Origin of the sequence: Aquamicrobium terrae, from assembly GCF_040545735.1 — a bacterium.
Taxonomy (GTDB): Bacteria; Pseudomonadota; Alphaproteobacteria; order Rhizobiales; family Rhizobiaceae; genus Mesorhizobium; species Mesorhizobium terrae_A.
In genome coordinates, this window is the sequence record NZ_JBEPML010000012.1 from 73,099 (window position 1) to 97,572 (window position 24,474).

The 24,474-nt window shown below is 60.4% G+C and carries 27 protein-coding genes and 1 pseudogene; 18 read left to right on the plus strand and 10 right to left on the minus strand.

From position 1 onward, the window contains the following. The first annotated feature begins 320 nt into the window (after positions 1–320). Both ABID37_RS17065 and ABID37_RS17070 read left to right on the plus strand, forming a co-directional pair. A complete protein-coding gene (locus ABID37_RS17065) occupies positions 321–1,034 on the plus strand; it encodes a DUF6065 family protein (RefSeq protein ID WP_354196932.1) in 714 nt (237 codons plus the stop codon). 113 nt (positions 1,035–1,147) lie between these two features. After that, on the plus strand, positions 1,148–1,480 hold the full coding sequence (locus tag ABID37_RS17070; protein ID WP_354196934.1) for a hypothetical protein: 333 nt from the start codon (positions 1,148–1,150) through the stop codon (positions 1,478–1,480). 163 nt (positions 1,481–1,643) lie between these two features. On the opposite strand, the gene ABID37_RS17075 is transcribed toward ABID37_RS17070, so the two are convergent. From ABID37_RS17075 to ABID37_RS17095, 5 genes are all read right to left on the minus strand, one after another. Continuing rightward, entirely contained in the window at positions 1,644–2,411 is a 768-nt protein-coding gene (locus ABID37_RS17075; RefSeq protein WP_354196936.1) for an anti-sigma factor family protein, read from the minus strand. A gap of 14 nt (positions 2,412–2,425) precedes the next feature. Further along, positions 2,426–2,953: an RNA polymerase sigma factor gene (locus ABID37_RS17080; RefSeq protein ID WP_354197056.1), complete on the minus strand. Its 528-nt coding sequence runs from the start codon at positions 2,951–2,953 to the stop codon at positions 2,426–2,428. Positions 2,954–3,074: 121 nt separating this feature from the next. Continuing rightward, the gene (locus tag ABID37_RS17085) at positions 3,075–4,385 is read right to left on the minus strand and encodes a S8 family serine peptidase (protein ID WP_354196938.1); all 1,311 of its coding nucleotides are present in this window, start codon (positions 4,383–4,385) and stop codon (positions 3,075–3,077) included. A gap of 120 nt (positions 4,386–4,505) precedes the next feature. Beyond that, complete coding sequence (locus ABID37_RS17090) at positions 4,506–4,799, minus strand: hypothetical protein (RefSeq protein ID WP_354196940.1); 294 nt, start codon at positions 4,797–4,799, stop codon at positions 4,506–4,508. A gap of 46 nt (positions 4,800–4,845) precedes the next feature. Continuing rightward, the gene (locus ABID37_RS17095) at positions 4,846–5,271 is read right to left on the minus strand and encodes a thiol-disulfide oxidoreductase DCC family protein (protein WP_354196942.1); all 426 of its coding nucleotides are present in this window, start codon (positions 5,269–5,271) and stop codon (positions 4,846–4,848) included. A 102-nt stretch (positions 5,272–5,373) separates the two neighbouring features. Between ABID37_RS17095 and ABID37_RS17100 the strand changes: the two genes are divergently transcribed. Beyond that, entirely contained in the window at positions 5,374–6,795 is a 1,422-nt protein-coding gene (locus ABID37_RS17100; protein ID WP_354196944.1) for an HTTM domain-containing protein, read from the plus strand. Between the two features lie 449 nt (positions 6,796–7,244). Here ABID37_RS17100 and ABID37_RS17105 read toward each other — a convergent pair whose 3' ends face one another. Together ABID37_RS17105 and ABID37_RS17110 are read right to left on the minus strand one after the other, a co-directional pair. Continuing rightward, positions 7,245–8,294, minus strand: coding sequence for a class I SAM-dependent methyltransferase (locus ABID37_RS17105; RefSeq protein WP_354196946.1), 1,050 nt, complete (start codon positions 8,292–8,294; stop codon positions 7,245–7,247). A 155-nt stretch (positions 8,295–8,449) separates the two neighbouring features. Continuing rightward, complete coding sequence (locus ABID37_RS17110; protein ID WP_354196948.1) at positions 8,450–9,532, minus strand: alpha/beta fold hydrolase; 1,083 nt, start codon at positions 9,530–9,532, stop codon at positions 8,450–8,452. 297 nt (positions 9,533–9,829) lie between these two features. Between ABID37_RS17110 and ABID37_RS17115 the strand changes: the two genes are divergently transcribed. The 8 genes and pseudogenes from ABID37_RS17115 to ABID37_RS17150 form a co-directional block, all read left to right on the plus strand. Further along, entirely contained in the window at positions 9,830–10,138 is a 309-nt protein-coding gene (locus ABID37_RS17115) for a helix-turn-helix transcriptional regulator (RefSeq protein WP_354196950.1), read from the plus strand. Between the two features lie 286 nt (positions 10,139–10,424). After that, complete coding sequence (locus ABID37_RS17120) at positions 10,425–10,967, plus strand: GNAT family N-acetyltransferase (RefSeq protein WP_354196951.1); 543 nt, start codon at positions 10,425–10,427, stop codon at positions 10,965–10,967. A 408-nt stretch (positions 10,968–11,375) separates the two neighbouring features. Then, positions 11,376–11,576 carry a periplasmic nitrate reductase, NapE protein gene (napE, locus tag ABID37_RS17125; protein ID WP_354196953.1) on the plus strand — a complete coding sequence of 67 codons (201 nt, stop codon included), beginning with the start codon at positions 11,376–11,378 and terminating at the stop codon, positions 11,574–11,576. Between the two features lie 2 nt (positions 11,577–11,578). Further along, positions 11,579–11,884: a chaperone NapD gene (locus ABID37_RS17130; protein ID WP_354196955.1), complete on the plus strand. Its 306-nt coding sequence runs from the start codon at positions 11,579–11,581 to the stop codon at positions 11,882–11,884. Continuing rightward, entirely contained in the window at positions 11,881–14,382 is a 2,502-nt protein-coding gene (gene napA / locus ABID37_RS17135) for a periplasmic nitrate reductase subunit alpha (protein ID WP_354196957.1), read from the plus strand. Before ABID37_RS17130 ends, napA begins: the two co-directional genes overlap by 4 nt. Further along, positions 14,355–14,852 (plus strand): nitrate reductase cytochrome c-type subunit, encoded by a 498-nt coding sequence (locus ABID37_RS17140; RefSeq protein ID WP_354196959.1) that lies wholly within the window; start codon positions 14,355–14,357, stop codon positions 14,850–14,852. The genes napA and ABID37_RS17140 overlap by 28 nt, the downstream gene beginning before the upstream one ends. Before the next feature lies 1 nt (position 14,853). Next, positions 14,854–15,606, plus strand: a complete 753-nt coding sequence (locus ABID37_RS17145; protein ID WP_354196961.1) for a NapC/NirT family cytochrome c — start codon at positions 14,854–14,856, stop codon at positions 15,604–15,606. Positions 15,607–16,029: 423 nt separating this feature from the next. Further along, positions 16,030–16,352: pseudogene (locus ABID37_RS17150) on the plus strand (haloacid dehalogenase-like hydrolase); the annotation flags it as partial. 340 nt (positions 16,353–16,692) lie between these two features. On the opposite strand, the gene ABID37_RS17155 reads toward ABID37_RS17150, so the two are convergent. After that, a complete protein-coding gene (locus ABID37_RS17155) occupies positions 16,693–17,598 on the minus strand; it encodes a LysR family transcriptional regulator (protein WP_354196963.1) in 906 nt (301 codons plus the stop codon). Between the two features lie 69 nt (positions 17,599–17,667). Here ABID37_RS17155 and ABID37_RS17160 point away from each other — a divergent pair, with 69 nt between their 5' ends. The 3 genes from ABID37_RS17160 (at position 17,668) to ABID37_RS17170 (ending at position 19,657) form a co-directional block, all read left to right on the plus strand. Beyond that, positions 17,668–18,321: a nitroreductase family protein gene (locus ABID37_RS17160; protein WP_435521579.1), complete on the plus strand. Its 654-nt coding sequence runs from the start codon at positions 17,668–17,670 to the stop codon at positions 18,319–18,321. After that, positions 18,318–19,163 (plus strand): EamA family transporter, encoded by an 846-nt coding sequence (locus ABID37_RS17165; RefSeq protein ID WP_354196967.1) that lies wholly within the window; start codon positions 18,318–18,320, stop codon positions 19,161–19,163. Before ABID37_RS17160 ends, ABID37_RS17165 begins: the two co-directional genes overlap by 4 nt. Before the next feature lie 179 nt (positions 19,164–19,342). After that, on the plus strand, positions 19,343–19,657 hold the full coding sequence (locus tag ABID37_RS17170; protein ID WP_354196969.1) for a hypothetical protein: 315 nt from the start codon (positions 19,343–19,345) through the stop codon (positions 19,655–19,657). A 40-nt stretch (positions 19,658–19,697) separates the two neighbouring features. On the opposite strand, the gene ABID37_RS17175 is transcribed toward ABID37_RS17170, so the two are convergent. Both ABID37_RS17175 and ABID37_RS17180 read right to left on the minus strand, forming a co-directional pair. Continuing rightward, entirely contained in the window at positions 19,698–20,060 is a 363-nt protein-coding gene (locus ABID37_RS17175; protein ID WP_354196971.1) for a lysozyme inhibitor LprI family protein, read from the minus strand. A gap of 281 nt (positions 20,061–20,341) precedes the next feature. Next, the gene (locus ABID37_RS17180; RefSeq protein ID WP_354196973.1) at positions 20,342–20,626 is read right to left on the minus strand and encodes a PRC-barrel domain containing protein; all 285 of its coding nucleotides are present in this window, start codon (positions 20,624–20,626) and stop codon (positions 20,342–20,344) included. Between the two features lie 827 nt (positions 20,627–21,453). Here ABID37_RS17180 and ABID37_RS17185 point away from each other — a divergent pair. From ABID37_RS17185 to ABID37_RS17200, 4 genes are all read left to right on the plus strand, one after another. After that, positions 21,454–22,206 (plus strand): transporter substrate-binding domain-containing protein, encoded by a 753-nt coding sequence (locus ABID37_RS17185; protein WP_354196975.1) that lies wholly within the window; start codon positions 21,454–21,456, stop codon positions 22,204–22,206. A 79-nt stretch (positions 22,207–22,285) separates the two neighbouring features. After that, positions 22,286–22,981, plus strand: a complete 696-nt coding sequence (locus ABID37_RS17190) for an ABC transporter permease subunit (RefSeq protein ID WP_354196977.1) — start codon at positions 22,286–22,288, stop codon at positions 22,979–22,981. Beyond that, positions 22,981–23,721, plus strand: coding sequence for an ABC transporter permease subunit (locus ABID37_RS17195; RefSeq protein WP_354196979.1), 741 nt, complete (start codon positions 22,981–22,983; stop codon positions 23,719–23,721). Before ABID37_RS17190 ends, ABID37_RS17195 begins: the two co-directional genes overlap by 1 nt. Continuing rightward, a complete protein-coding gene (locus tag ABID37_RS17200; protein ID WP_354196981.1) occupies positions 23,718–24,467 on the plus strand; it encodes an amino acid ABC transporter ATP-binding protein in 750 nt (249 codons plus the stop codon). Before ABID37_RS17195 ends, ABID37_RS17200 begins: the two co-directional genes overlap by 4 nt. The last annotated feature ends 7 nt before the right edge of the window (positions 24,468–24,474 follow it).

A 24,474-nucleotide genomic window follows, 5' to 3' on the forward strand; every position in this document is an offset into this window, starting at 1 on the left:
GTGGTGGCACGGCTCGTCTCAGCGACCAGTGACCGAGTTCTGTCAGAGCGCGACGCGGTCCAAGTACGTCCTGTTCTCCTTTATCGAACCGCATCCAACGGCATCCGATGCGAGATGGGTCTTCGCAACTGGCGAGCGCCTGCGCGCCTCCCTTCGATCAAGCCGAACTCGACGTGGCGATGGAAATTTCGTGGCCTAGCCCAGATGTAATGCTGTCGCCGGGCTCTACCCGGAAAGCAGAAAAGTCGCCGATCGAATGTCGGCATGGAATATTGCTGGGGTTCGTCCGTTGACCCGTCACTATCGACAAGGAGACGGACATGTTCCACTGGAGATCGCCCGGAGCGCACAATCTGACTTTCCTGTGCCGGCCAGAAGACGAGGGCGTGATCGCGCCGCCTATTACCGCCAAATCCCATTTGCCGGACTGGTTCCGCAAGCTTCCGCCCGTCAGCCGTGACCACGTGTCAACCACCAACAACGGCCTGACGGTGAAGCGCTGCATGCCGTTTCTCGATGCGATGATGAGCGGATGGCTGCTGACGCTGGCCGCCACGGTGCGGCTGGACATCAGGGAAGGCGGCACCATCGTCGATGCCGGCTGGGAGTTCGACCGCATCATGGTTAGCAATCACGGCGCGCATCAGGTCGCCGGCAATCCGCGCGAGCCGAGCCCGCCCTGCAAATTCCACAACTACTGGGCGGTGCGCACGGCCCCGGGCTGGAGCTGCCTGTTCGTTCCGCCGCTCAACCGGCCGGGCCAGCCTTTCGAATGCGCGGCCGGCGTGGTGGACACGGACAATTACGTGGCGGAAATCCACTTCCCCTTCTTCGCGACGGCTGCGGACGGGCTTTACACGATCGAGAAAGGCACGCCGCTGGTCCAGGTCATACCGTTCCGTCGGGAGGATGTGTTCGCCGAGGCCGAAATCCGCGCCGAAACTCTAGGGGAAGCGGCCGAGAAGGAAAAGGTCCACCGGCAGACGATCGCCGGGGAAGGCTGGTACCGCAAGTTCGCGCGTGTCCGCACCTGACCGCGCCGCGCCTTTCTTCAGCCGGAAAAGAACGCCCGGAGACATGGTCTGCCGGGCGTTCCTTTGTCTGGCCACTTGCGCCCTGGGTCTAGAAGTTCTTCAGGAAGCTCCGGATGTGCCGGGTGATCGGATCCGTCCGGCGCGACGGCGACCGGTTGGCCGAGCTGTTCGAGCGGGAATTCCAGCCCGGACCGGACGAGGAGTTCGAGTTGGAGTTGCTCGAGGAGTTGGACGAGGAATTCGAGCTGGAATTGTTGGAGGAGTTGGAGCTCGAGTTGCTGGAAGAGTTGGAGCTTGAGTTGCTGGACGAATTCGACGACGAATTGGATGATGAGTTCGAACTCGAGTTACTCGACGAATTCGACGAGCTGTTGCCAGCCACGATATATGATCCGTCCGCGCTACTCGACATCTTCCTTTCGGATTGCGCCGGCCGCTCCAGCTGAACCGGGTTGACGGGCAAGGGGTTCTCGCGCGCCGCGGCAACGCCGACGGTCAGAGCCGCCGTGCCGGCTACCATGGCCGTGGTCATCTTCAGCTTGTTCATGGTCTTGTTCCTCTGTTGATCGGACCTTGCCGGTCCGTGGGAGGAACGGGCGAGCGGGACCTTTATTCCCCGCGCTGCTCCAGCTTTTCCAGCGCCTGTCTTTCCGCGTCGGCCGATAGGGGATCACCTGCCTGGATCGCGGTCAGATAGGCATCCAGTGCTTCACCCGACGACGCCGGCGCGTAGCTGGCCGTATCCTCCGGCGCATTGACCGCGAACCGGACACGCCACTGGCCGTTGTCGTCGCAGGCCACGGATGTCAGCTTCGTCTTGTCGGCCATGTCCAGCTCGAATTCGCGGCAGAGCGCTTGCTGGTGGTCGTGAAAGCTGGCGATGACCCGGAACCTTTCGGCGCTGCCGGGCAGCGTCAGTTCCTCGCCGGAGGGCGCCGTCCGCAACGCCGCAAACAAAGCTTGTGGGTCCGCGGCTGCGATTTGGAGCCCGGAAGGCTCCATGCTGCCGTCCGCCATGTAGTAACCGGCCGTCACGCCGAGCAAGCCTGCGATGCAGGCCGCCGCAGCGAGCCGTTGCCAGTCGTTTGCCGGGACGAGTACGCGCTTTGCGGTTGCGGAGTGCGGCACGGGGTCGGCAACCGACTGCCTCGACCTTGCCACCATCGCCTCTACTAAAGCCTTGAGGTTCTGGGGCACCGGCTCGTCGAGCATCGGCTCCAGCGCCTCCCGTGCCGCAAGACGAGTCTGCGCGAAGAGATCGACGCGGGCACGCAATTCGGCGTCCGACGCCAGCGCGGTCTCGATCTCGCCCGACGTTGCCTCGTCCAACTCGCCGTCGACATAGCTCATGATCGTTTCATCGGAGAAGATCGCCATCTTCCGTTCCTTGCCTAAGATTGGCCTAAACGGCCGTCGTTCGGGTTTATTCCGGTTGCCGCCGCTATATTCTTGCGGGCGCGAGCGAGCCGGCTCATCACGGTGCCGATCGGAACGCCGATCACGTCCGCGGTTTCGCGGTAGGACAGTCCCTCCACGCAGACGAGCAGAAGCACCTCGCGCTGCTCGTCGGCCAGCGCCGAAATGGCCTGTGATACCGATCCAAGCGTCAACCGGGCTTCCGTCTCGCGCTCGCCCGACGCACCGACGAGATCGAACCGCTGCGAGACATCCTCCTGCGGGCCCGCCGTCTTCTGCCGTCGGAGCTGATCAATCCAGAGATTGCGCAGGATGCGTAGCATCCAGGCATCGAAGCGCGTGCCGGGAATGAAGCTTTCCGCATGCTGCAATGCGCGCTCGCATGCGGCCTGAACGAGATCGTCGGCCACGTCCCGGGATCGGCAGAGCGATATCGCGAAACGCCGCATGTTCGGCAGGAACGCGATGATCTGCTCTCCGATATCGGCCCTGGAGTCCACCATAAGCTCGCGGCAGGCAATGTTGTTCTTGACGCAGGCCGGACAGGATCGCGGCATGCCCGTTATCCTTGGGCATGGCGCAAAAGTCCAGTAGCTCTTGCCGTGCTCTTCCGACGGCTCGCCCTCAGCCCCTCCGGTTCTCGCAGAGGGGCGGAATTTTCAAAAGGCCGTGCCCAAATATATCGTCGCGGCCCGCTTCTCCGAGATCGTTCGCGCTGTCGAGCAGACGACGGTGCAGGTTGGCCGGCACGAGATCTGGATCCGCCTCCAGCATCAGCGCCGCCGTGGCCGTGACGAAAGGCGCCGCGAAGGACGTACCGGTTTTGGTGCGTGTTCCCCGGATCGACGCCGCCGTCCAGACGGCCACACCGGGAGCGGCGAGGTCGATGTGCGGGCCACGGCCGGCGCGGCGGTAGATCCGGCCGCGGCGGTCCACCGCGGTCACCGCCAGAACCGTCTCATATCCGGCCGGGTAGGCGGGGTCGGCATTCGGGCCGCCATTGCCGGCGGCTGCCACCACCAGGACCTCGCGTACGTCAAGTTCGGAAACCCTCCGCTCCAGTAGCATATTGGGTGGTCCGGACAGGCTCAGATTAATGATCCGGACTCTCTGCCGCTCCAGCAGATCGAGCGCTTCGATCAAGGCGAAGACATCGGCGCGTTCGTCCGCCCCGACCTTGTGGAAGGCATCGACGGCAACCAGCGACATGTGCGGCACCAATCCCGGCGCCCGGGAAGAAGGGCTGCCGACCAGAAGTGCCGCCACGGCGGTTCCATGCATCGCGCCAGAAGGCCGGTCGCCGCTTTCCAGCCGGTGAACAACGATTTCGGAATTCGCAAGAGCCTCGTGGCCGGCATTTAGGCCGGTATCCACCATGCCGATCCGGGGCGGCGTGCCGCCGCAACCCGAAGACACCGGCCATGCAATCATCTGGCGCGCGGGACAGTCGGGACTCAGGCAGGCCGTGCCACTCTCGCCACGATAGAAGTGATTGAAATCGGCGTTCCCGCCCGATTCATACTGTCGGACGGCATCTCTCGCTTCGCCCAGCGTCAATGCGGCAGGTTTGCGCAACCGCCGCAGCGACTGCCCGTCTTGCAGATTGATCTCGCGGATTATGGAGAAACCTGCACCGAGCAACTGATCGAGATCGCCATCGTTCAGCCCCTGCACCACGATCTCGTCGGGAGCACGAATTGGCGGGGGAGGAGGGGGTGCTGCAGGGCGCGACGCCTGCCGCCGCCGAACGGACCTGCGCAAAACACCATTGTCATCATCGTCGTCATTCCTTGCCGAGAAGCCGCCTCTCCCACCGCCATCGTCGTCATCATCATCCGCCAGAGCGGCTTTGACGAGGTTGAAATCGCCGGGTGGCGCGCGCTCGATTGCAAATGCCAGGCTGAAGATGAGCAGGGCCAGAAGCAGTTTCGGCATGGTTCCATCTCTTTCTACTCACGGACCGGGCCTGCCGCTGCCGACTGATGGAGCAAGGGCCGCCCTTGGTCACAGCGCAGCCCTTCGTGGCAATGCTAGCACGGATCGGCAGCGATGCGATCAATCATCGTCATCGTCATCGTCATCATCGTCGCGTCCGCCGCCATGCCGTCTGCGCCCGCCATCATCGTCGTCATCGTCGTCGTCCCGATTTAAGCGGGAATTGCCCCATTTGCTCCCGTGGGCATCGTCGTCGTGGAATCCATGCCGGGCATAGTGCTCCGAAAGGTCACGATCCATGATGCCATGCCCGAGGTGCCGGAGCAGGCGGCGGTCGTCGGCGGCGAGAGCGGGCGTAGCACCGATCACGGCAAAGGCCGCCCCGGAGGCCAGAAAGATGATGAGGCGCTTCATAAGTTTTCTCCTTGCTTGCGACCCCTTTGTCCGGGCCCTGCAAGGACTACGGCCTCCCACCCATTCTATTCCCGGGAGGCACCAATTTTTTTCCGGCGCCAACAGGATTGCGTCCAAGCAGCCGGAGCAGAAGCCGGCGGCCGCGTGCCAGCCAGGGATAAAGATGCCGTGCCCGCGATGGCGAAGAGAAGATCCGTCGCTGAATATGGTTGAACCAGCCGTCCTCGGCGGAGAGGATTGCTAGAAGACGCATGGCTTCGGCGCCATGATGGACATGTCCGTTCCAGATAAGAACGATGCCTTCATCGAGATCGTAGCCGGTGGCCGCGAGTGCCGTGACCCGCGGGTCGCCGGACCGGGCATCGATGAGTTCGACGGTATGAACCCGTTCGCGAAGCCGCACCATGCGCATCCATGACGCACAGACCGGGCAGTCGCCGTCATAGATCACTTCCAGATGGCCGTTGGTCATTGTGGGTTTCATTTTTTCCTGCAATCGGTGGAATAACGCCTGAGCAACCGCCGTATTCCATGCAACACTGTAGGTGCGAAGGATGGTATCATGAACATGGGCATGCCTGATCCCCTCCTATCCCGAATTGCAACGCGGCTTTCCACGCCCGTATCGGGCCAGTCCCTTGCCTTGTTTCGCATCGCTCTCGGTGGCCTTCTGGTATGGGATTGCTGGCGTTTCATCAAATACGATCGGGTGTGGCGTTACTGGGTCGCACCTGAATTCCACTTCACTTATCCCGGTTTCGGCTGGGTGATGCCGCTCCCCGAGCCATGGATTCATATCGCCTGGCTGCTGGTGGGCATCTCCGCATTCTGCGTAATGATTGGATTTTGCTACCGGCTGTTCATTGTCGTGCTGACCGTCGGCTTCGGTTACTTCTTCCTGCTCGACAAGGCCGAGTATCTGAACCACTTCTATCTGGTCGTGCTGTATCTCGTGCTCATGTGCTTCCTGCCGGCGCATCGGACGCTGTCCTTCGACGCCTGGCTTTTCCCCCGTGGCGGAAGTGGGCATATCCCTTATGCGGCGGTATTCGCCATCCGGGCGCAGACCGAGATCATGCTGATCTTCGCCGGCCTCGTCAAACTGACGCCGGACTGGCTGGTCGGCGAGCCGCTCGGGCTATGGCTGCGCGAGCAGGCAGGCGAGCACCCGTTCGGCTTTCTCTTCCAGTATGACTGGATCATCATCGCAGGCGCGTGGGGCACTATCGTCCTGCATATCGTCGGCGCTCCGCTTCTTTTATGGCGGCGGACTCGGCTGCCGGTCTTCCTGATCTATTGCGTGTTCCATGCTGCCAATTCCGGCTTCTTCAACATCGGCATCTTTCCATGGCTCACCATCGCGGCAACCACGATCTTCTTCGATCCCGACTGGCCGCGCCGTTTCGCATGGTGGCTGGCCGACCGGTTCGGGCAGATGCCGCCACGCCCATCGATACCCCGTCCGGCAGCCGGGCAACCTTTGGCCCGGATCGTCCTGTTGGCGCTCGGGCTCTGGGTGGTCGTTCAGGTCGCCGTGCCGCTACGGTCTCTCGCCTTTGATTCCGACGTACGCTGGAGTGGTGAAGGGCACCGCTTCTCCTGGCGGATGCGCATTTACGACAGGAGCGCGGAAGGAACGTTTCACGTGGTTGCCGACGATCGGAGATGGAGCGTGAAGCCTACGGATTACCTGACCGGGCGTCAGGCCGAAAAGATGCTGGTGCGTCCCGACATGATCCACCAGTTCGCCGGATATCTGGAAAGCGTCTGGCGCAAGGCAGGCTATACGGATGTGGCGGTCTATGCGGAGATCGAAAAATCGTTGAACGGCCGTCCCGGACAATCCTTCGTCGATACTGCCGTCGACCTTGCGAGCGCCGAACTGTCGCCGTTCGCCGCAGCACCATGGGTGGTGCCGCTTTCGGAGCCGGTCTGGGGCGTGGCCGACAACAGGGCCAGCGAGATGGCCCTTGGGAGGGCGGTCGGAAATCAATGATGGAAGAGTTCCGATATGCGGCTTGGCCTTCCCGCATCGACAGCCAGCCCATCGTCACATGCGCATTGTATCGATCCCGCGGTCGTTTTCAGTAGGAACCGGAGCGCAAGGATCAGCATAAGCGGCAAGGTCGGCTTCCGACGGGACCTCGAGCTCTGCTGGCAAGTTGGGTCGTATATGTGCCGCGCAATCCATATTCGGCAATGACAGTAGATTGACCTTTGAGTGCTCTTCCTGAACCTGCGAGTGACCGCTTCCGAGGTTTGGAACCGCCAGCCCGGAACGAGCGACACGAGCTCGGTTGCTGAATGGCGGCTATCCTCTGTCGCCGTCTGGAAGTAGACTGACCGCTGCCGGCCCCGCAGGAGAAATACAAAGATCCTGCAGTGCAGGCCTCGGCAGACGCACCCGCGCCGCATATGACCGAATGCGGGCGCCATCCTTTGCCGTCAGGTCGCTTCGAGCACCATGTTGAGCGGGGTCTGGGCAGCCCGCCGGACATGAGCAAACCCGCCGGACCGGATCACCTTGGCCAGTCGCTTCTCTCCCGCCTGTGCGCCAAGCGCGAGTCCGGTCTCCTGCGCCAGAGAAGTGGGAACGCAGATCATCGTCGAGGCCGAATAATAGAGCCGTCCGACAGGATTGATATTGTCCTCCAGCGTGTCGCCGGCCATCGGCTCTACCACCATCCATGTCCCGGTGTCCTTCAGCGCCTTTCTGATATGCGCAGCCGCGGCCTCGGGATCGCCCATGTCGTGCAGGCAGTCGAAGCAGGTGATCAGATCGAAATCGCGTCCTTCGAAATCCTGCGCCTTACCGACCTCGAAGCGCAGGTTCGTCAACCCGTGTGCCCGGCCGTGCGCGGTCGCGGCGGCAATCGATGCCGGGTGGAAATCGTAGCCGGTGAAGCGCGACTTGGGGAACGCCTGCGCCATCAGGATTGTGGACAGCCCGTGGCCGCACCCGACGTCGGCCACCGTGGCGCCCGCCTTCAACTTGTCTACGACACCATCGAGCGCCGGCAGCCACTCTTGCACGAGGGCGTTCACATAACCCGGCCGGAACAGCCTCGCCACGGCGCAGAACATGCACCCTGCCTGATCCCCCCAGGCAACGCCGCGCCCGGTCTTGAAGGCCAGCTGCACCTTCGGCTGGTTTTCGGCCATCGCGGCGGCGGTGTCGAACGCGCCGATCAGATTGACCGGGCTATCAGGTTCCGCGAACACGAATGACTGCTCGGGCGTCAGCCAGAATCGTCCACCCTCGTGGCGCACATAGCCCGAGGCCGCCTGTGCCGCCAGCCACTCGCGCACATAGCGCGGCGCGCAGCCTGCGGCATCAGCAAGCTCGTCGGCGTTCGCCGGCCCGATCTCCTTGAGGGTCTTGTACAGGCCGAGCGCATCTCCAATCCGCACCAGCGGCACGCTGACAGCTCCGCCAAGGTCGCCAAGGACGCGGCCGACGAGTTCGTTGAGGATGGTTTCGTCGAGTTGTGTCATGTTGGGCTCCTCCTTGTCTTCGAAGGGCATCTGCCGCTCCGTCAGCCCAAGAATGAGGTCTGCCCTGGCGGCGGGCATGAGGCGGCTGTCCCGCGCGGATAAGAAAATCCGCCGATTTAAGGGGACAGATGTCCCGTCTGCGAGACAGACTACGGTCAACCCCGCCTGCGGCGGTCGGCACCTGCAGACAGCGTCATGACGATCGCCTGAGACCGGCTGTGCACGCCGAGCTTGCTGAAGATCACCGACAGCTGGTTGCGGACAGTCTTCACGCTCTTGCCGATGCGGTCCGCGATCGCACGGTTGTCGAGCCCTTCCGCAACGAGGCCCAGAATCACCGCCTCGGCGGGTGTCAGCCCGGCAGCAGGGATTGGATGGGACTGTTCGAAGGAATCCTGCCCGAGGAAGGCCGCAAGTTCGGTCTGGAACACCGCCCAGGCAGGCTCGTCCGGCAGGAGTACGTGGTTCCTGCTCTCAAGTGGCACGAAGCGGGCGCCCGGGATCGCGGCCGCAAGCCGGCAGCCTTCGTCGAACGGCACGCGCATGTCGCCGCGGCTATGTGCGACCAATGTCGGGATGCGGAGCTTGACCGCAAGATCCGACACGTCGATCCGCTGCATGTGCCAGAGCAGTTGCGCGGCGACGTCGGCAGTTGCCGTTATCCTCTCGAGATCGCCCCACCAGCGATGCTGTTCGGGCGTCCCATCGGGTATGAAGAGGTTGGTGAAGAACTGGCAGAATGCCGGATTGTCGCGTCCCCAGCCGATGCGAACGAAGTTGACGAGCGTCTCCGCCTCCAGCCGCTCGGCTTCCGTCTGGGCCCGGACCTGCCTGCCTTGGCCATAGGCGTTCAGCAGCACCAGATGCGATACACGCTCGGCATGCCTGAGGGCATATGCGATGGCGAGAGCGCCGCCCTGCGAAAGTCCGAGGAGGACGAAGCGCGGCTCCTCGATCGACGCCGCCACCGCGTCCATGTCGGCATGCCACGCTTCGATGGACAGGTCGGCTACATGCCGGTCCGAAAGCCCGCAGCCGCGCGGATCGTAGCGCACAAACCGGTTGCGGGCCGAAAGCACCTGAAGCCACGGCCTCCAGACCGGGCTTTCGAGATCGTAGTCGACATGGCTCAGCCAGTGTGCAGCCCGCAGGATCACCGGCCCATCCCCGCACGACGCGACGGCGATGCGGGTGCCATCGGCTGAGGTGCAGAAGCGTATGCTCTGACAGAGTTTCATAGCCTGTGCAGTCGCAGCGGAATATCACGAAACTGGATGATCTCGCTGCCGGTTCGGTCCATCTTCTCCTGAAAACAGTCTACCTCGTATCCAGGGTTTTGCGAACTTTCATAATGGATCCGTGATTTCCCGATGAGCCCGATCAATTCGTCGTCACCACACCAAGGCGCCAACTTTGCCAAAGCCTTCGCAAGGGAGCGAGTTTCTTCAGCGCGCGTATCGCAAAGGCCGGCGGAATCTTCGTGTTGTCACCCACCGTGCCCTTCCTCGTGACCGTCGTGGCGGGATCGATTAGGAATGCGAGCACCAGCGAGGCCACATGTGCTGGCACGGGAAGTCGCCATGTCTCGCAGCGCCTTCGTCGAACGCGTCACGACGCTCGTAGGCACACCGCCGATCCGCTATCTGACAATCTGGCGGTTGCAGCCGGCAAGAATGCATCTGACCGAGACACGCCAGACGATCGCTCAACTGGCCCACAGCGTCGGCTATGAATCGGAGGAAGCGTTCAACCGCGCCTTCAAGCGCGAATTCGGCATGCCGCCAGCGCGATGGCGCGATACGTGCGCAAGGACGGGGGGTGAAGCGTTGCCCACCGTACCATGAGGCGGGGGGTACTGTCGTTTATGGAATGACTGCTTTCCGCCGAGGTCGCCCAAATGTTGCCAGCCTGCAAAGACCTCAATTCCTATTGTTGAGAATTCACAGACTTCATAGCCTGCTGACATAAGTTTTTGGCTTATGTATGCTAGTCACATGAAACGAAACCGATTTTCCGCATGCAGTCGCACTCCCAACGACTCGGAACCGGATTGGAGCCAACACGGTATGACCGTGCTTGGCATTCGCGCAGGGTCCTAGCGTATCGTCTGCGTCTTCGCGGAGTAAGGATATGCAGAAAGTTCCCCCGAAACCTGTTATCCGCTTGGCAAGGCGCGACGAATTAGATTCCGTCGCCGCGCTCGTAGCAAACGCCTTTGCCCCGTTCAAAAAAGAGCTGTCGCCACACCTCTTTGAACCATACTTAAAGGACGCCCAGGATTTAGCTGGACGGTGGGGTGAGGCGAACGTCATAGTAGTCGAGCGGAAGGGGCGGTTCCTTGGAACGGTCACCTACTACGCAGATGCGACACGCGAAGGTATGAGCTGGCCTTCGGGGCTGGCGGGTCTGCGGACTCTAGCAGTTGCCCCCTCAGTACAGGGACGCGGCTACGGCCGCATGCTTTGTGAATGGTGCATAATGCGCGCGCGCCAGCAGGGGGCTGCGGGTCTTGCGCTCCACACAGCAGCTTTCATGTCGTCGGCTTGCAAATTGTATGAACGCCTCGGCTTCCAAAGATGCGGTACTCACGACCTGTTCGCATCTGAAGTTCTCGGCATCGATCAGAATCTCGGCGACCAAAAAATCATCGCGTACTTGTTGAAGCTCCGGTAGGTCGAAAGCGATTGCCGCCGAAGATCTGCAGGTCCTTCGTGGTGCCTCAGGCTGCATAGCCTTGCCGGCCGGTTACGAAGCCCTATCAGCGCTAGGCCTGGCCGGCGAAAGCGGCAAAGTCTGACTCACAGGGAATGGGAAACGAAGGAGCAATGAATTGGTTGAGCGAAAATGGCGCGTGCAAAAGGTGAGAGTCCCGCATTGCTGATCCGGAGGGGCGAGACTAACAGGCAGTTTAGGACATGCAAAACATTCTCGGATCGTCCGCGCCCGCCATTGTCTCCCAGCTGTTTCCGTGCATGGTCATGATTGGGGATTGAAGCAGAGGCGTTTTTGAGTAGTCTTTGACCGAGTACCCGCATGGGACATGTGGGACTGTTTGACCTGTCCAAGGCCCATGAGGAGGTCATGACCCAGGACACGGCACAATCCGCTGGGGCCACTGATGCCCAGCCACCGGCGTCTGGCCGACGCAAGGAATTGCTTGCTTTCCTCGTCCTTGCTTTTGGCATTTGGCCGATCGTCGCCATAGGAGTTGTCGGCGGTTACGGCTTCCTCGTATGGATGTTTCAGATCGTTTACGGCCCACCGGGCCCACCGGGAGGCTAGGCATGATTGCAAAATCGACATTCACACGGCGCGCGCTGCTGACGGGCGCGCCCCTACCCAGCCATCATGTTTCGAGCGCAGTGGTGGTGGTCCTGCCGCCGAGGCGGGATGACGTCAGCCGACAGCTCGCCGTCATGCCCGGCGTGGACGTACATGCAAGCGATGGCAGCCGCATCGTAGTCACGATCGAGGGGCCGACCAGCGGCTTCCTTGGCGAAACACTGACGCGCATGTCGTTTATCGAGGGCGTAATCTCCGCCAACATGGTTTTCGAGCATATCGAAAGCGGAAAGGATGAGCCCTCATGACGGCAGCGATCAACCGGCGCGACCTTCTGAAGGCCCATGCAGCAGCCCTCGCCGCAGCGACTGCGGGCATTTCGCTTCCCGTAGCCGCCCAGCCCGTTGCCGGTGGTGTCGAGGCGCTCCAAATCAAATGGTCGAAGGCGCCCTGCCGTTTCTGCGGAACCGGCTGCGGTGTCATGGTCGGCGTAAAGGATGGTCACGTCGTTGCGACCCATGGCGACATGCAGGCCGAGGTCAATCGCGGCCTCAACTGCGTCAAGGGCTATTTCCTTTCCAAGATCATGTACGGAAAGGATCGCCTGACGACGCCGCTGATGCGCAAGCGCGCCGGCGTCTATGACAAGGATGGCGAGTTCGAACCGGTGTCGTGGGACGAAGCCTTCGCCGTGATGGCCGAACAGTGCAAGCGGGTGTTGCGCGAAAAGGGACCGGAAGCCGTCGGCATGTTCGGCTCCGGCCAATGGACCATTTTCGAAGGCTACGCCGCCACCAAGCTGATGCGCGCCGGCTTCCGGTCGAACAATCTAGATCCAAACGCCCGCCATTGCATGGCTTCCGCAGCCTACGCCTTCATGCGCACCTTCGGCATGGACGAGCCGATGGGCTGTTACGATGACTTCGAACACGCCGACGCTTTCGTGTTGTGGGGTTCGAACATGGCGGAGATGCACCCGATCCTTTGGACGCGGGTGGCGGATCGCAGGCTTGGCCATCCGAACGTCAAATGCGCCGTGCTCTCGACCTTCACCCACAGGTCGATGGATCTTGCCGACATACCGATCATCTTCAAGCCCGGCACGGATCTGGCCATCCTCAACTACATTGCCCATCATATCATCGCGACCGGTCGGGTGAACGAGGCTTTCGTGCGCGATCACGCCGTCTTCATGCGCGGCCAGACCGGGATCGGCTACGGGCTGCGGCCCGACAATCCGCTCGAGCAGAATGCGTCCGGCGCGGCCGAAGCGGGCAAGATGGAGCCTATCGATTTCGAGGCGTTCAAGGCGCATGTGGCGCAATACACATTGGAGAAGGTTTCGGAGCTTTCAGGCGTCGAGCCCGGTTTCCTGCATGACCTGGCGGAGCTCTACGCCGATCCGGATATCAAGGTGATGTCGCTTTGGACAATGGGGTTCAACCAGCATGTCCGCGGCGTGTGGGCCAATCAGATGGTCTATAACATTCACCTTCTGACCGGGAAAATCTCCGAGCCCGGCAACAGCCCGTTTTCGCTGACCGGCCAGCCTTCAGCCTGCGGCACGGCGCGCGAGGTCGGCACCTTCGCGCATCGTCTTCCCGCCGACATGATGGTCACCAATCCCGAGCACAGAAAACATGCAGAGGAAATCTGGAAGCTGCCGCACGGCCTGCTTCCAGAGAAACCCGGCTTTCACGCGGTCGAGCAGGACCGGATGTTGCATGATGGCCGCCTCAATTTCTATTGGGTGCAGGTCAACAACAATGTTCAGGCTGCGCCGAACAGTTCGAACGAGACCTATCCCGGCTACCGCAACCCGGACAACTTCGTCGTCGTTTCCGATGCCTATCCGACCGTCACCGCGCTGTCCGCTGACATCATCCTGCCGGCCGCGATGTGGGTTGAAAAGGAAGGCGCCTACGGGAATGCGGAGCGTCGTACCCACATCTGGCATCAATTGGTGAATGCCCCCGGCGAGGCGCGGTCGGATGTGTGGCAGCTTGTGGAGTTCTCCAGGCGATTCACCACCGACGAGGTGTGGCCGGCCGAAATCCTTGATACCAACCCGGACTACAGGGGCAAAACCCTGTTCGACGTGCTGTTCAGGAACGGTAAGGTCGATCGCTTCCCGCTTTCCGAACTCGATCCCGAATACAGCAATGACGAGGCAAACGATTTTGGCTTCTATCTGCAAAAGGGCCTGTTCGAGGAATATGCCGAATTCGGCCGTGGCCATGGTCATGACCTTGCGCCCTACGACACTTACCATGAGGTGCGCGGTCTGCGCTGGCCGGTCGTCGACGGACAAGAGACGAAATGGCGCTACCGCGAGGGGCTCGACCCCTATGTGAAGCAGGGTGAGGGGGTGAAATTCTACGGCAGGCCGGATGGCCGGGCTGTGATCCTCGCCGTGCCCTATGAACCGCCTGCCGAATCCCCGGACGACGAATACGATGTCTGGCTGGTGACGGGCCGCGTGCTGGAGCACTGGCACTCAGGGTCCATGACTATGCGCGTGCCGGAACTCTACAAGGCTTTTCCGGGTGCCGTCTGCTTCATGAATGCAGACGACGCGCGGCGGCGCGGCATCAACCAGGGTGCTGAAGTTCGTGTCGCCTCGCGGCGCGGCGAAATTCGCGTCCGGGTGGAAACGCGCGGACGCAACCGCATGCCGCAGGGGGTAGTCTTCATCCCGTGGTTCGACGCCAGCCGGCTTATCAATAAGGTCACGCTGGACGCCACCGATCCCATCTCCAAGCAAACGGATTTCAAGAAATGCGCGGTCAAGATCGTCCCCGCCTGACGCGCCGTGCAAGCGTCCTTCTAGCCGCCGGCTTGCTTGCCGCCGCCGGCACTGCGGCGTTGGCGCAAATGGCGGCAGAAATCGTACCGCCCCTGACCGGTGCTGGACAGCCCATGGCGGATACCGCTGCGCCGCCCGTCCCGCACTGGGTCGTGGACGACATCCGCAAGATGCGCGCCTATCCCGAGCAGCCGCCGATCATACCGCATTCGATCGAAGGCTATCAGCTGTCGGTGAATTCCAACCGCTGCATGTCCTGCCACAAGCGCGAGTTCACGCAAGGATCCGGTGCGCCGATGATCAGCGTCACCCACTACATGACGCGCGAGGGGCAGATGCTGGCCGATGTATCGCCGCGCCGCTATTTCTGCACTGCCTGCCACGTGCCGCAGGCAGATACGCGCCCCCTCATCGACAACACCTTCGTGGACATGAGCGAGCTCGGCGTTGGCCACGCCGGAGACCAGTAGGATGTGGGAGCGGATCAAGGCGGCCGTGCTCTGGTGCTGGCGTATCCTCTCAACGCCGGCCGCCACGCTCAGCCTAGGCTTCCTGACGCTCGGCGGCTTCCTCGGTGGCGTCATTTTCTGGGGCGCCTTCAACACGGCGCTGGAGCTTACCAATACCGAGCAGTTCTGCATCTCCTGTCATGAGATGGAATCCAATGTCTATCAGGAGCTGACCCGCACCGTGCATTTCTCCAACCGCTCGGGCGTGCGAGCTTCTTGCCCGGACTGTCACGTGCCGCACGAGTGGACGGACAAGATCGCCCGCAAGATGCAGGCTTCGAAAGAAGTCTGGGGCAAGATCTTTGGCACCATCAACACTCGCCAGAAATTCATGGAGAAACGGCTTGAGCTCGCCCAGCACGAATGGGCGCGACTGAAAGCCAATGACAGTCTCGAATGCCGCAACTGTCATTCCTCGGTCGCGATGGACCTGTCCAGGCAAGCCCCACGCGCTGCCGAGATTCATACGCGCTATCTGCTTTCGGGGCAGGCCACCTGTATCGATTGCCACAAGGGTATCGCGCACGAGCTACCGAACATGGAAGGCATCGATCCGGGATGGAAGGTGCCGCCCGAATTGCAGGCTGCGCTGGAAGAGGAGTTCCCGGTGACGAGCCACACGGAAGCCGAAGTATTTGAGCGGCTGGAGCGTGTTTCTCACTCCCCCCATGGCTTCATGTGGGCAATGGGCGACATCGCCCCGACGCTGGATTAAGAATGTCATCATCGACGCACGCGCCGACGCGGCTGGGATCGGCCGCGGTAGTCAGTATCGTCTCCGATGTCGTCTTGAACAGCAGGTCGTAGATGAGCGTCCAGTTCTGAAATGCGATATGACATGATCGAATGGTATGCCAGCCCGACTTCAACAAGTGCGAGACCGCCAATAAACTCAAACGCGCCGTGTTTTTCCACGAACGCGGTGGGATTCGGGGTGCTCCAGCCAGGAAAAATCGCTTGGCAGCTGCCGCCATTGGCAAGCCAGTGCGCAGCAGATAGAAGATGGCCTCCAAGACGCCATGCAGACTGATCCGTCGTCACCGGCCGCGCCGGCTCGTTTTCGGCAACAGTGGCCCGATAATCGAGTATTGGTCATCCGTCACGGTCGATGGGTGACGCCCTCTGTTCATCCCATGTCCTGAAGAAAGAGGCGAAGATGGAGTTCATAGATGTCGGTCCGAGCAGCCGGTCGGCATTAACCGCTTCATCGATCGGCGGCCCGTCTTCGCGACAGGAAATTCAGATGGTGATCTGCAGATGCTGCAGTGGACGACATTCAATGACGGCCCTCGCTTCGCAATGATCGTCCACCACACCGATGCCGAGCCTGAATTTGCCTATGATCGCGAGGTGCCTGTCGGCAAGCTCGATAAGGCCTCGGACGAGGCACCTAGTCGCGGCTGGACCGTGGTCGACATAAAGTCCGACTGGCAGACTGTCTATCCTGTAGCGAAGCCCTAAGAACCCAATCAACGTCAACGATGTCGCGTGTGTAGCAACGGAATTGCCTTGGCTGTCGGCAAACTGGCAGAGAATGCGGAAACTATCGATCTCACCGCCATGTCTCTTAATAGCTATCGATTTATGTCCAAAGAGTAATCCATGAGTTACTACGGTAGTCGGCGGTGTTTGGCGGCCGGATAGGAGCCGGGTTGTTTTCAGATGCGTCATAGCAATGTGGGCTTTTGGAAACTATCCCGCACGCAGCTAGCGTCCGAAAGAGGGCGCCTAGCTGCCTTTTGCGGCTGGATATCGACATTGTAGCTAAACACATCAGCCTCGGCGCTAAGGAACTGGCGAGCTAACCGTTTGAAACCCGATCACGCCCAAAATGCTGGACGAGGAAATCGAGAAAGACACGGATTTTCGGTGCGACGTGCTGACGTGAGGGATAGACAGCATAATGTGTGATCTCCGCCGTCGCCCAGTCAGTTAGTGCCGTTTCCAAACGCCCCTCCCGAATGTCCTTCACGATATATGGAAGTGGGATCAGGCTGACACCCATGCCAGCGCGCAGCGCATCCCGGACAGCAAGACTGGAGGATACCGAATAGCGCGCCTTGACCGGAATGCGTTCGCTCTGGCCGTCCCTTGTGAACCCCCAGACATCGGCATTGCCTCCATAGGGAAAGCGGATGTGGTCCAGAGCCTTCAGGTCGGAGGGCGCCTGCGGCTTTCCATGAGTCTTGAAATAGGCGGGAGCAGCGCACAGCACATGCTGCATTACTCCGAGCTTCCTCGCAATCAGGCTTGAATCTTCAAGGCTGCTGTAGCCTCGAATGGCAAGATCGAACCCCTCACGCACGATATCCACACGGCGGTCATTGAGATGGAGTTCAAGGCTGAGATCGGGATAGCGCGCGAGGAAGTCGGGGATGGCTTCCGAGAGACATACGAGCGCTACGGTCATCGGGGCGCTGACCCGCAGCGTGCCGACAGGCGACGATTTCGCCGGCGAAAGCGCTGCTTCAGCTTCGATCAGAGCATCCAGGCCTCGCGTGATATGTTCGAGATAGGTTTTGCCCTCTTCGGTCAGCGCCATGCGCCGGGTGGTCCGGTTGATCAGGCGCACGCCCAGATGCGCTTCGAGTTCCGCCACGTTCTTGCTCACCGCAGGGGGTGAAAGACCGAGCCTCCGGCCTGCCTCGGCAAAGTTCCCCAACTCTGCCACCTGCCGAAACACTTGCAAGGCCGTGTATCGGTCCATCTCATTCTTCCCTATTGGCTATGAATGTCTTTCAATATAGCGATATTATAATCCAATAGGGAATTCTATATCTCCGTGGCAACGAAATTTTGCCGGGAGATACCAATGCCCCATCCGACGATTGACCTGATCGAGCGACGCGTTTCCGCCAATCATTTCGATCCATCCCATACTTTGACGAATACCGAGATCGAAGACCTCGTACGGCTTGCAACGCGTGCGCCCACGGCCTTCAATCTTCAGAACTGGCGCTTCATTGCCGTGCGGAAAGTGGAGGCCAAAGCGAAACTGCGAGACCTTGCCTATGGTCAGGTCAAAGTTTCCGAAGCTGCTGTAACCTTCATTATCTGCGGGCAGGCGCCCGATCATGAAAGCCTGGGGGAGCGGCTGTGGCCGTTTGTTGAAACCGGCCTGATGCCGGAAGCGATGGCTTCGATTTGGCAGGAAAGTGTCCATGCAAAATATGCCGACGATCCCGCAGCGAGCCGCGATGAGGCCATCCGCTCGGCAACCCTCGGAACGGCAACGCTGATCTACGCAGCCGAGGCCATGGGGTTCGTGTCAGGCCCGATGATCGGGTTCGACGCAGCCGCCGTTTCTCGTGAGTTCGGGCTCGCCGAGGACGAGATCCCCGTCATGCTTCTTCCTGTCGGTCGCGCAGCATCAGGCAACTGGCCCCAGAAGCCGCGTCGTCTACTTTCCGAGGTCCTTCAGATATCATGAAACAGAACCTTTCAGACCTGTCGCTGACGGCCCTCGCGCCGATTGTCTGGGGCAGCACCTACATCGTGTCGACTGAATTCCTGGCCGGATTCTCTCCGATGACCGTGGCCATGCTGCGAGCGTTACCGGCAGGCGTACTCCTGCTGGCGATCGTACGCCAGTTGCCGACCGGCATCTGGTGGCTGCGCTCTTTCATCCTGGGGGCGCTCAACATCTCGATCTTCCTGAGCATGTTGTTCGTCGCCGCCTATAGACTTCCTGGCGGTGTCGCCGGCACCGTACTCTCGGCCCAACCGCTGATCGTCGTCTTTCTAGCTTCGCTTCTGCTGTCTGTCCGGCTTCGCGCCCCGGCGGTCCTGGGTGCATTGGCGGGCATGATCGGTGTTGCTTTGCTTGTCCTGACGCCGGACGCCGCGCTCGACCCCATCGGCATCGCAGCCGGTCTGGCTGGTGCGGCCTCCATGGCCATGGGGGTAACTTTGGTGCGTAAGTGGCAGCCATCCGTGTCAGCACTCACCTTCACAGCATGGCAGTTGACCACGGGTGGTCTCCTGCTGGCTCCTGTCGTCGTTCTGATCGATGGTTCCATTCCGGTTCCAACGCTCTCCAATCTGATGGGCCTTGTCTGGCTCGGGCTGATCGGCGCGGCTTTGACTTACGCGCTCTGGTTCCGCGGGATTGGACGGCTGGCGCCTTCGGTTGTGTCCTCGCTCCTGTTCCTCAGCCCCCTGACGGCGGTGCTGCTGGGATGGGTGTTCCTCGGGCAGTCCCTCATGGTGTTGCAGATTATCGGCATCGCCCTCGTCATCGGCAGCATTTGGCTCATTCAACGCTCAAGCTGATCTGTCGCGTCGGGGCACACGGGTCTGACTGGAATCTCCTGGTTCGCTGTACGGTCACCCTGAACCGTCCCGACAACCCCGAGGAGCAGAGCAGCATCGAGAGGGCGTTTTAGCAAAACGCCCCACTGACCTTTCCGCACGAAGGTAGATAATCAGCTAAGGACAAGGCAGTGGGCTGATTGGAGGCGCCCGGACGCTGGTGGTATTCCGCTGCCATCACCGATATGGTGCTGTCGATGGCAGATCGCTTTCACATCGGAACATGTCCAAGCTGCCGCGAGGGCCGGCTGTTCCTGTTTCGCAATCTGGTTAGTGGCGATGTCTATGGCCACTGCGAGGAGTGTGAACAGGGCTATAATACGCCTGACGATTTGGAAGCCAAAAACGGGGGCTTTCTCACTCTTCTCGACCAGGACGATGCCGAATGGGCGGCAGAGGAGGAAGTTGGTCGTAGCGTCTGGGCCAACTACAAATTGTGGGTGGCTGACATTTAGCCAAGCCCCGGGTGGGAAATGAACGGCGCGCCGACCTGAATTATTCAGACGGCACAGGGCAGGCCAGATCGCCTTCCTCGCAATTGAGGTAGGTTTTTAACTGGGCGGCTCTCTCCGACGTGAGTGCGGCCCTGCATGCTGCGATAACCAGAGGTGCGGCACTCCCGCCGTCTTCACCACTGGATTGGAAGGCGCATTCGGCATCCCGGAATGCGATCCAGGCCCGCTGCGTATGGACAAGTCGGGACTTGCCACCAGGATCATCGGATAGTCGGTGCTCGATCTGCTTGAAGGTGTTGTTTAGCTCCCGATCTGCTTTCTGATAATCTGCGGCCGGATCATCTGAAGCGTGAACGATACCAGCAGTTGAAAGTATGGACAGCAGCGCGAAAGCAAGGCGCATATCAATTTCCCCTCAGTGTTGCCACTCCAAGGAAATCACATATACCACCTACCGACAAGCGGCAGGGCTTGCTCGCCGGGTACGCTTAAAAGAAGTGAGGAAGCGGATTTGCCGCTCCCTCACCAGCTAATGATGGATCTGCCCGGCGTTGCGTTTGGGTGTTTCCGCCGCTCTGCTGGCTGAGGCCGAACGTTCTTCCTTCGAGCAGGAAGCCGAAGCTTCAGATTCACGGCCCTTCTTTTCGTAGCTCTCGACTATGTGCCCGGCATTGCACCATCTCCTTAGTCGACGTGTTCCGGCATTTCCTTGAGCTGGTCCTTGGTCCAGGTCGTCACGGCGTGCACGTCGCCATCTTCATCGCGCATGAAGTCGAGTTCTCGCGCATCGACAGCGACGGGCTTGGCGCCGATGCCGAGGAAGCCGCCGACGTCGATCACCACCTGACTTCCGTGGAGATGGGATACGGAGCCGATCGTCTCATCATCTGGCCCGTAGATCGTTGCGCCTTCGAGAACTTCGGGGGTCAGCTCCGAGCTGGTCAGGCGTACGTGTTTGCTGTGGTCCATCGTATTTCCTCCTTGGGGCTTGAGGAGGGTCAACACATCAGCGAACGTTTCCGTTCCGAGCGAGCATGTTGAAATGGAAAATGTGATCGCTCTGGTTCGAGACAGCCTGACCAACCTCAGCTCGCGGATGGGCATGGGGCGGAGGCCTCTCACTCTTTTACGGCTTGACATGCTGACTGACGCGGAGATCGTCGATGCTTGCCGCGGAGCTTGAGACTGCCCCCGTCAATAGGTGGACAACCTGGCTGGCAGGAGCGAGGAACGGCCTAAAGCCTCATTCGGTATGGACTTGGCAATTCGGAATTCCTTGGCCAGTCAACGTGCGAGCAACATGCGTACGACCCTTGGAGTGGTTGTGCGAGAGAAAGCCGGCCCTTGCGACCGCCGCACCATGCGTCTCGAAGCGGGGTTCACCATGTCGAACGCGCGGTCCAGCACATACCAGCGGCAAGACCCAACCCGGGATGACCCTGCCTGCGTCCCGACGAGGACGCCTCTTCCCGCCCGCGAGGGCGGAACCCTTAAACCTTGTTCAAACCACTCTCCAGATTTATCTCCTTATGCCATTTCCGCAGGCCAGGCCTGGAACGGCGTCTTGCTACGCCACGTCGCGTGCAGAACGACTGCGAGCTTTCGAGCCACCGCCACCGCGGCATGCGGGGAGTTTCCGGAACGTTTGCAACAAAAACCCGGATGCCATTTCCTCGAAAAGGTAAACATAGCTGGCTGCACCAAGCTTCACCAACTTATTTTCGAAGCGCCTTGACAAACATGCACAGCGCTATAATTTGGATTTGTAATTACAAATGAAGTGGGAGGTTACACCTATGAAAATGAACCGCTTTGCGGCCCTTTGTACGGCTGCCATAGCCATCGCGATTCCTTTCGCGTCGGGGGCGTCGGCGCGCGATCTTGTGCTTGCCAATGAAGGTGGGTTCCCCCCTTACAACATGACCAAGGCGGATGGGTCTCTCGAAGGCTTCGATATCGATATCGGCGACGCGATCTGCGCCATCATCGAAGCCAATTGCAGCTGGATCACCAACGAGTGGAGCGGCATCATACCGGCGCTTCAGGCCAGGAAGTTCGACGTCATCATCGGCGGGATGGGGATTACCGCCGAGCGCAAGAAGAGTGTGCTGTTCAGCGAGCCCTACGCACGGACCTATTCCTTCTTCGGCACGGTCAAAGGCAAGGAAGTCGACGTGACGCCCGATGCTCTGGCCGGAAAGGTGGTTGGCGTCCAGCAGGGGACGACAAACGCCGCCTATATTGAAACCCATTTCCCGAAAGCGGCTATCCAGATGTATCCCTCCATGGATGCACTGATCGCCGATCTCAGGATCGGTCGCATTGATGTGGCCTTTGGCGACGTCGAGCCTTTTACCGGCGAGGGTGGCGAGTCTGCTGCACTGGTGAAGGTTGGCGAGCCGCATGCGGTTTCCGAGGGCATCGGCATGGCTTTCCGGCAAGAGGACGCCGACCTGCGCGATCGGTTCAACGCGGCGTTGGCCCAGATGAAAAAGGACGGGAGCTGGCGTGAACTGGCCGACAAATGGGGCATCCCCGTCTACGAATAGCACAGCCGACAAGCAGATCGTTTCTGCGGCGGCGACCCAGTAAAAGCCTCAGTAAAAAATCAGATCAAGGCGGTTTCCGATGCTCGGCTATTTGGCTGCGGGATGGGGATGGCAGTTTGCCAATGCGTTTGGCATCAGCATCCTTGCGGCGGTATCCAGTTTCTTTTTCAGCATGCTGATTGGCATCGGGCTCACGCTGTTCTCACGTGCCCCCATTCCGGGCAGCCGTGCCATTGTAAACAGTTACACCTATGTGTTCCGCAGCCTTCCCGACATTCTGTTGTTGCTGCTGATCTTCTATACATTGGACGGCGTTTTTCAGGCTGCACTCTCGGCGTTTTCGGGAGGGGCCAATGTTCGCCTGAGCCCGCTCGTACCGGCCATTATGTCCACCTCCATCGTGCTGGGCGCCTATGCCACCGAACTGTTCAGAGCGGGATGGGCGGACATTCCAGCTGGTCAGCACGAGGCAGGGCAAGCGCTGGGGTTGACCAGGCTGCACTCACTGGTTCTGGTCATCCTGCCGCAGGTTTATAGCAAGATCATCCCACATCTCGGTGCGCTTTGGCTCATCTCGATGAAGGAGACTGCGCTGCTGAGCATTATCGGCATTTCCGACATCGTGCGGGTTGCTTCAATTGGCGCCCGCTCCACCGGGGCGCCCTTCGTCTTCTACGGCATCGCCATCATCATCTTCATCGTGTTTGCCGCCGTCTCGGCGCGCGTGTTCAAACACCTTGAGCGCCGCTCGCAGACCACGGCAGGAGGCATCTGATGGAAAAGCTGATCGCCTATGCCCACGAGATCCTGCAAGGTCTTGGCACGACGCTGACCCTTTTCATCATCTCTCTGATGATCGGGTTTGTTTTGGCCGCTACCGTCGCCTCCTTCCAGATCGTCTTCAGGGGCCCGGTATCCCGCAGCGTATGGATGGCAATGTTTGCCATACGCGGCGTGCCGCTTCTGCTGATACTCTATGTCGTCTACTACGGTTTTCCCCTTTTGCCAGTGGTGCGCGAAACCTTTCTCTGGAGTGCGTTTTCGAGCCCGTTCTGGTGCTCGGTAATGTGTCTGGTGCTGGTAGAAGTTGCCTTCACCTCCGAAATCATGCGCGGCGCCTACTACCAGACACCCAAAGAGCAGGTTGAGGCTGCGCGCTCGCTGGGTTTGAGCAGGTTCCAGACCTTTCGGGTCGCCATTTTCCCGGCGATGATGCGCAACGGCTTTCCGGCCTACACGACCGAAGTCATCATGCTGTGCAAGTCCACCGCTCTGGCCTTCACGGTCACCGTGATGGACATCATGGGCTATGCCAACGAAATCCGTGCCCGTACGCTGGATGTCTACGAGCCCCTGCTCATCGCCGGAACCATATATATCTGCCTTGCCATCCTCTGCCGGACCGTCCTTGCGAAACTGTTTTCGCTGATCGGCCTGTCCGCTCCGGAGCAGCCCCGGTCGCGCCGGTGGTGGTCTCTTCAGACATTCACCAGAAACAGGGAGGTCCGGACATGATCGAGCATGCCGATCACGCGGCCATCACCATTTATTCCATGAGCAAGTGGTTTGGTACGTTCCGGGTGCTCGATGGCATCGACCTGACCGTGCGGGAGGGAGAGCGAATCGTGGTTTGCGGTCCCTCCGGCTCGGGCAAATCGACGATGATTCGTTGCATCAACGGCCTGGAACCCTTCAATGAGGGGAGGGTTGTCGTCAATGGCATCGACCTCACATCCAAGGCACGCATACTGAATTCAGTCCGGCGAAACGTCGGAATGGTGTTTCAGCAATTCAACCTCTTCCCGCATCTGACTGTTCTGGAGAACTGCACACTGGCGCCGCGCTGGGTGCACAAGGTATCGGAGCGCGAGGCTGAGCGGATGGCGCTGCATTATCTCGAAAAGGTGCGCATTCCGGAGCAGGCCGACAAATATCCAAGACAGCTGTCGGGCGGGCAGCAGCAGCGCGTTGCCATTGCGCGTTCGCTCTGCGTCAAGCCGCGCATCATGCTGTTTGACGAGCCCACCTCCTCTCTCGACCCTGAAATGGTCAAGGAAGTTCTCGATACCATGGCAGACCTTGCGCAGGACGGCATGACCATTGTCTGCGTCACGCACGAAATGGGCTTCGCGCGGCGCATTGCCGACCGCATGGTGTTCATGGATCGGGGCAGAATTGTAGAAGAAGCACCGCCGTCCGACTTTTTCTCCGCGCCCCGGCATCTCCGAACACAGCAATTTCTCGAGCAGATTCTCAACTAGCCCAGCA

Coding starts and splice junctions, on each gene's coding strand:
- ABID37_RS17065 (WP_354196932.1), top strand. CDS start 321: ATGTTCCACTGGAGATCGCCCGGAGCGCACAATCTGACTTTCCTGTGC.
- ABID37_RS17070 (WP_354196934.1), top strand. CDS start 1,148: ATGTGCCGGGTGATCGGATCCGTCCGGCGCGACGGCGACCGGTTGGCC.
- ABID37_RS17075 (WP_354196936.1), bottom strand. CDS start 2,411: ATGGCGATCTTCTCCGATGAAACGATCATGAGCTATGTCGACGGCGAG.
- ABID37_RS17080 (WP_354197056.1), bottom strand. CDS start 2,953: ATGGTGGACTCCAGGGCCGATATCGGAGAGCAGATCATCGCGTTCCTG.
- ABID37_RS17085 (WP_354196938.1), bottom strand. CDS start 4,385: ATGCCGAAACTGCTTCTGGCCCTGCTCATCTTCAGCCTGGCATTTGCA.
- ABID37_RS17090 (WP_354196940.1), bottom strand. CDS start 4,799: ATGAAGCGCCTCATCATCTTTCTGGCCTCCGGGGCGGCCTTTGCCGTG.
- ABID37_RS17095 (WP_354196942.1), bottom strand. CDS start 5,271: ATGACCAACGGCCATCTGGAAGTGATCTATGACGGCGACTGCCCGGTC.
- ABID37_RS17100 (WP_354196944.1), top strand. CDS start 5,374: ATGCCTGATCCCCTCCTATCCCGAATTGCAACGCGGCTTTCCACGCCC.
- ABID37_RS17105 (WP_354196946.1), bottom strand. CDS start 8,294: ATGACACAACTCGACGAAACCATCCTCAACGAACTCGTCGGCCGCGTC.
- ABID37_RS17110 (WP_354196948.1), bottom strand. CDS start 9,532: ATGAAACTCTGTCAGAGCATACGCTTCTGCACCTCAGCCGATGGCACC.
- ABID37_RS17115 (WP_354196950.1), top strand. CDS start 9,830: ATGCGAGCACCAGCGAGGCCACATGTGCTGGCACGGGAAGTCGCCATG.
- ABID37_RS17120 (WP_354196951.1), top strand. CDS start 10,425: ATGCAGAAAGTTCCCCCGAAACCTGTTATCCGCTTGGCAAGGCGCGAC.
- napE (WP_354196953.1), top strand. CDS start 11,376: ATGACCCAGGACACGGCACAATCCGCTGGGGCCACTGATGCCCAGCCA.
- ABID37_RS17130 (WP_354196955.1), top strand. CDS start 11,579: ATGATTGCAAAATCGACATTCACACGGCGCGCGCTGCTGACGGGCGCG.
- napA (WP_354196957.1), top strand. CDS start 11,881: ATGACGGCAGCGATCAACCGGCGCGACCTTCTGAAGGCCCATGCAGCA.
- ABID37_RS17140 (WP_354196959.1), top strand. CDS start 14,355: ATGCGCGGTCAAGATCGTCCCCGCCTGACGCGCCGTGCAAGCGTCCTT.
- ABID37_RS17145 (WP_354196961.1), top strand. CDS start 14,854: ATGTGGGAGCGGATCAAGGCGGCCGTGCTCTGGTGCTGGCGTATCCTC.
- ABID37_RS17155 (WP_354196963.1), bottom strand. CDS start 17,598: ATGGACCGATACACGGCCTTGCAAGTGTTTCGGCAGGTGGCAGAGTTG.
- ABID37_RS17165 (WP_354196967.1), top strand. CDS start 18,318: ATGAAACAGAACCTTTCAGACCTGTCGCTGACGGCCCTCGCGCCGATT.
- ABID37_RS17175 (WP_354196971.1), bottom strand. CDS start 20,060: ATGCGCCTTGCTTTCGCGCTGCTGTCCATACTTTCAACTGCTGGTATC.
- ABID37_RS17180 (WP_354196973.1), bottom strand. CDS start 20,626: ATGGACCACAGCAAACACGTACGCCTGACCAGCTCGGAGCTGACCCCC.
- ABID37_RS17185 (WP_354196975.1), top strand. CDS start 21,454: ATGAAAATGAACCGCTTTGCGGCCCTTTGTACGGCTGCCATAGCCATC.
- ABID37_RS17190 (WP_354196977.1), top strand. CDS start 22,286: ATGCTCGGCTATTTGGCTGCGGGATGGGGATGGCAGTTTGCCAATGCG.
- ABID37_RS17195 (WP_354196979.1), top strand. CDS start 22,981: ATGGAAAAGCTGATCGCCTATGCCCACGAGATCCTGCAAGGTCTTGGC.
- ABID37_RS17200 (WP_354196981.1), top strand. CDS start 23,718: ATGATCGAGCATGCCGATCACGCGGCCATCACCATTTATTCCATGAGC.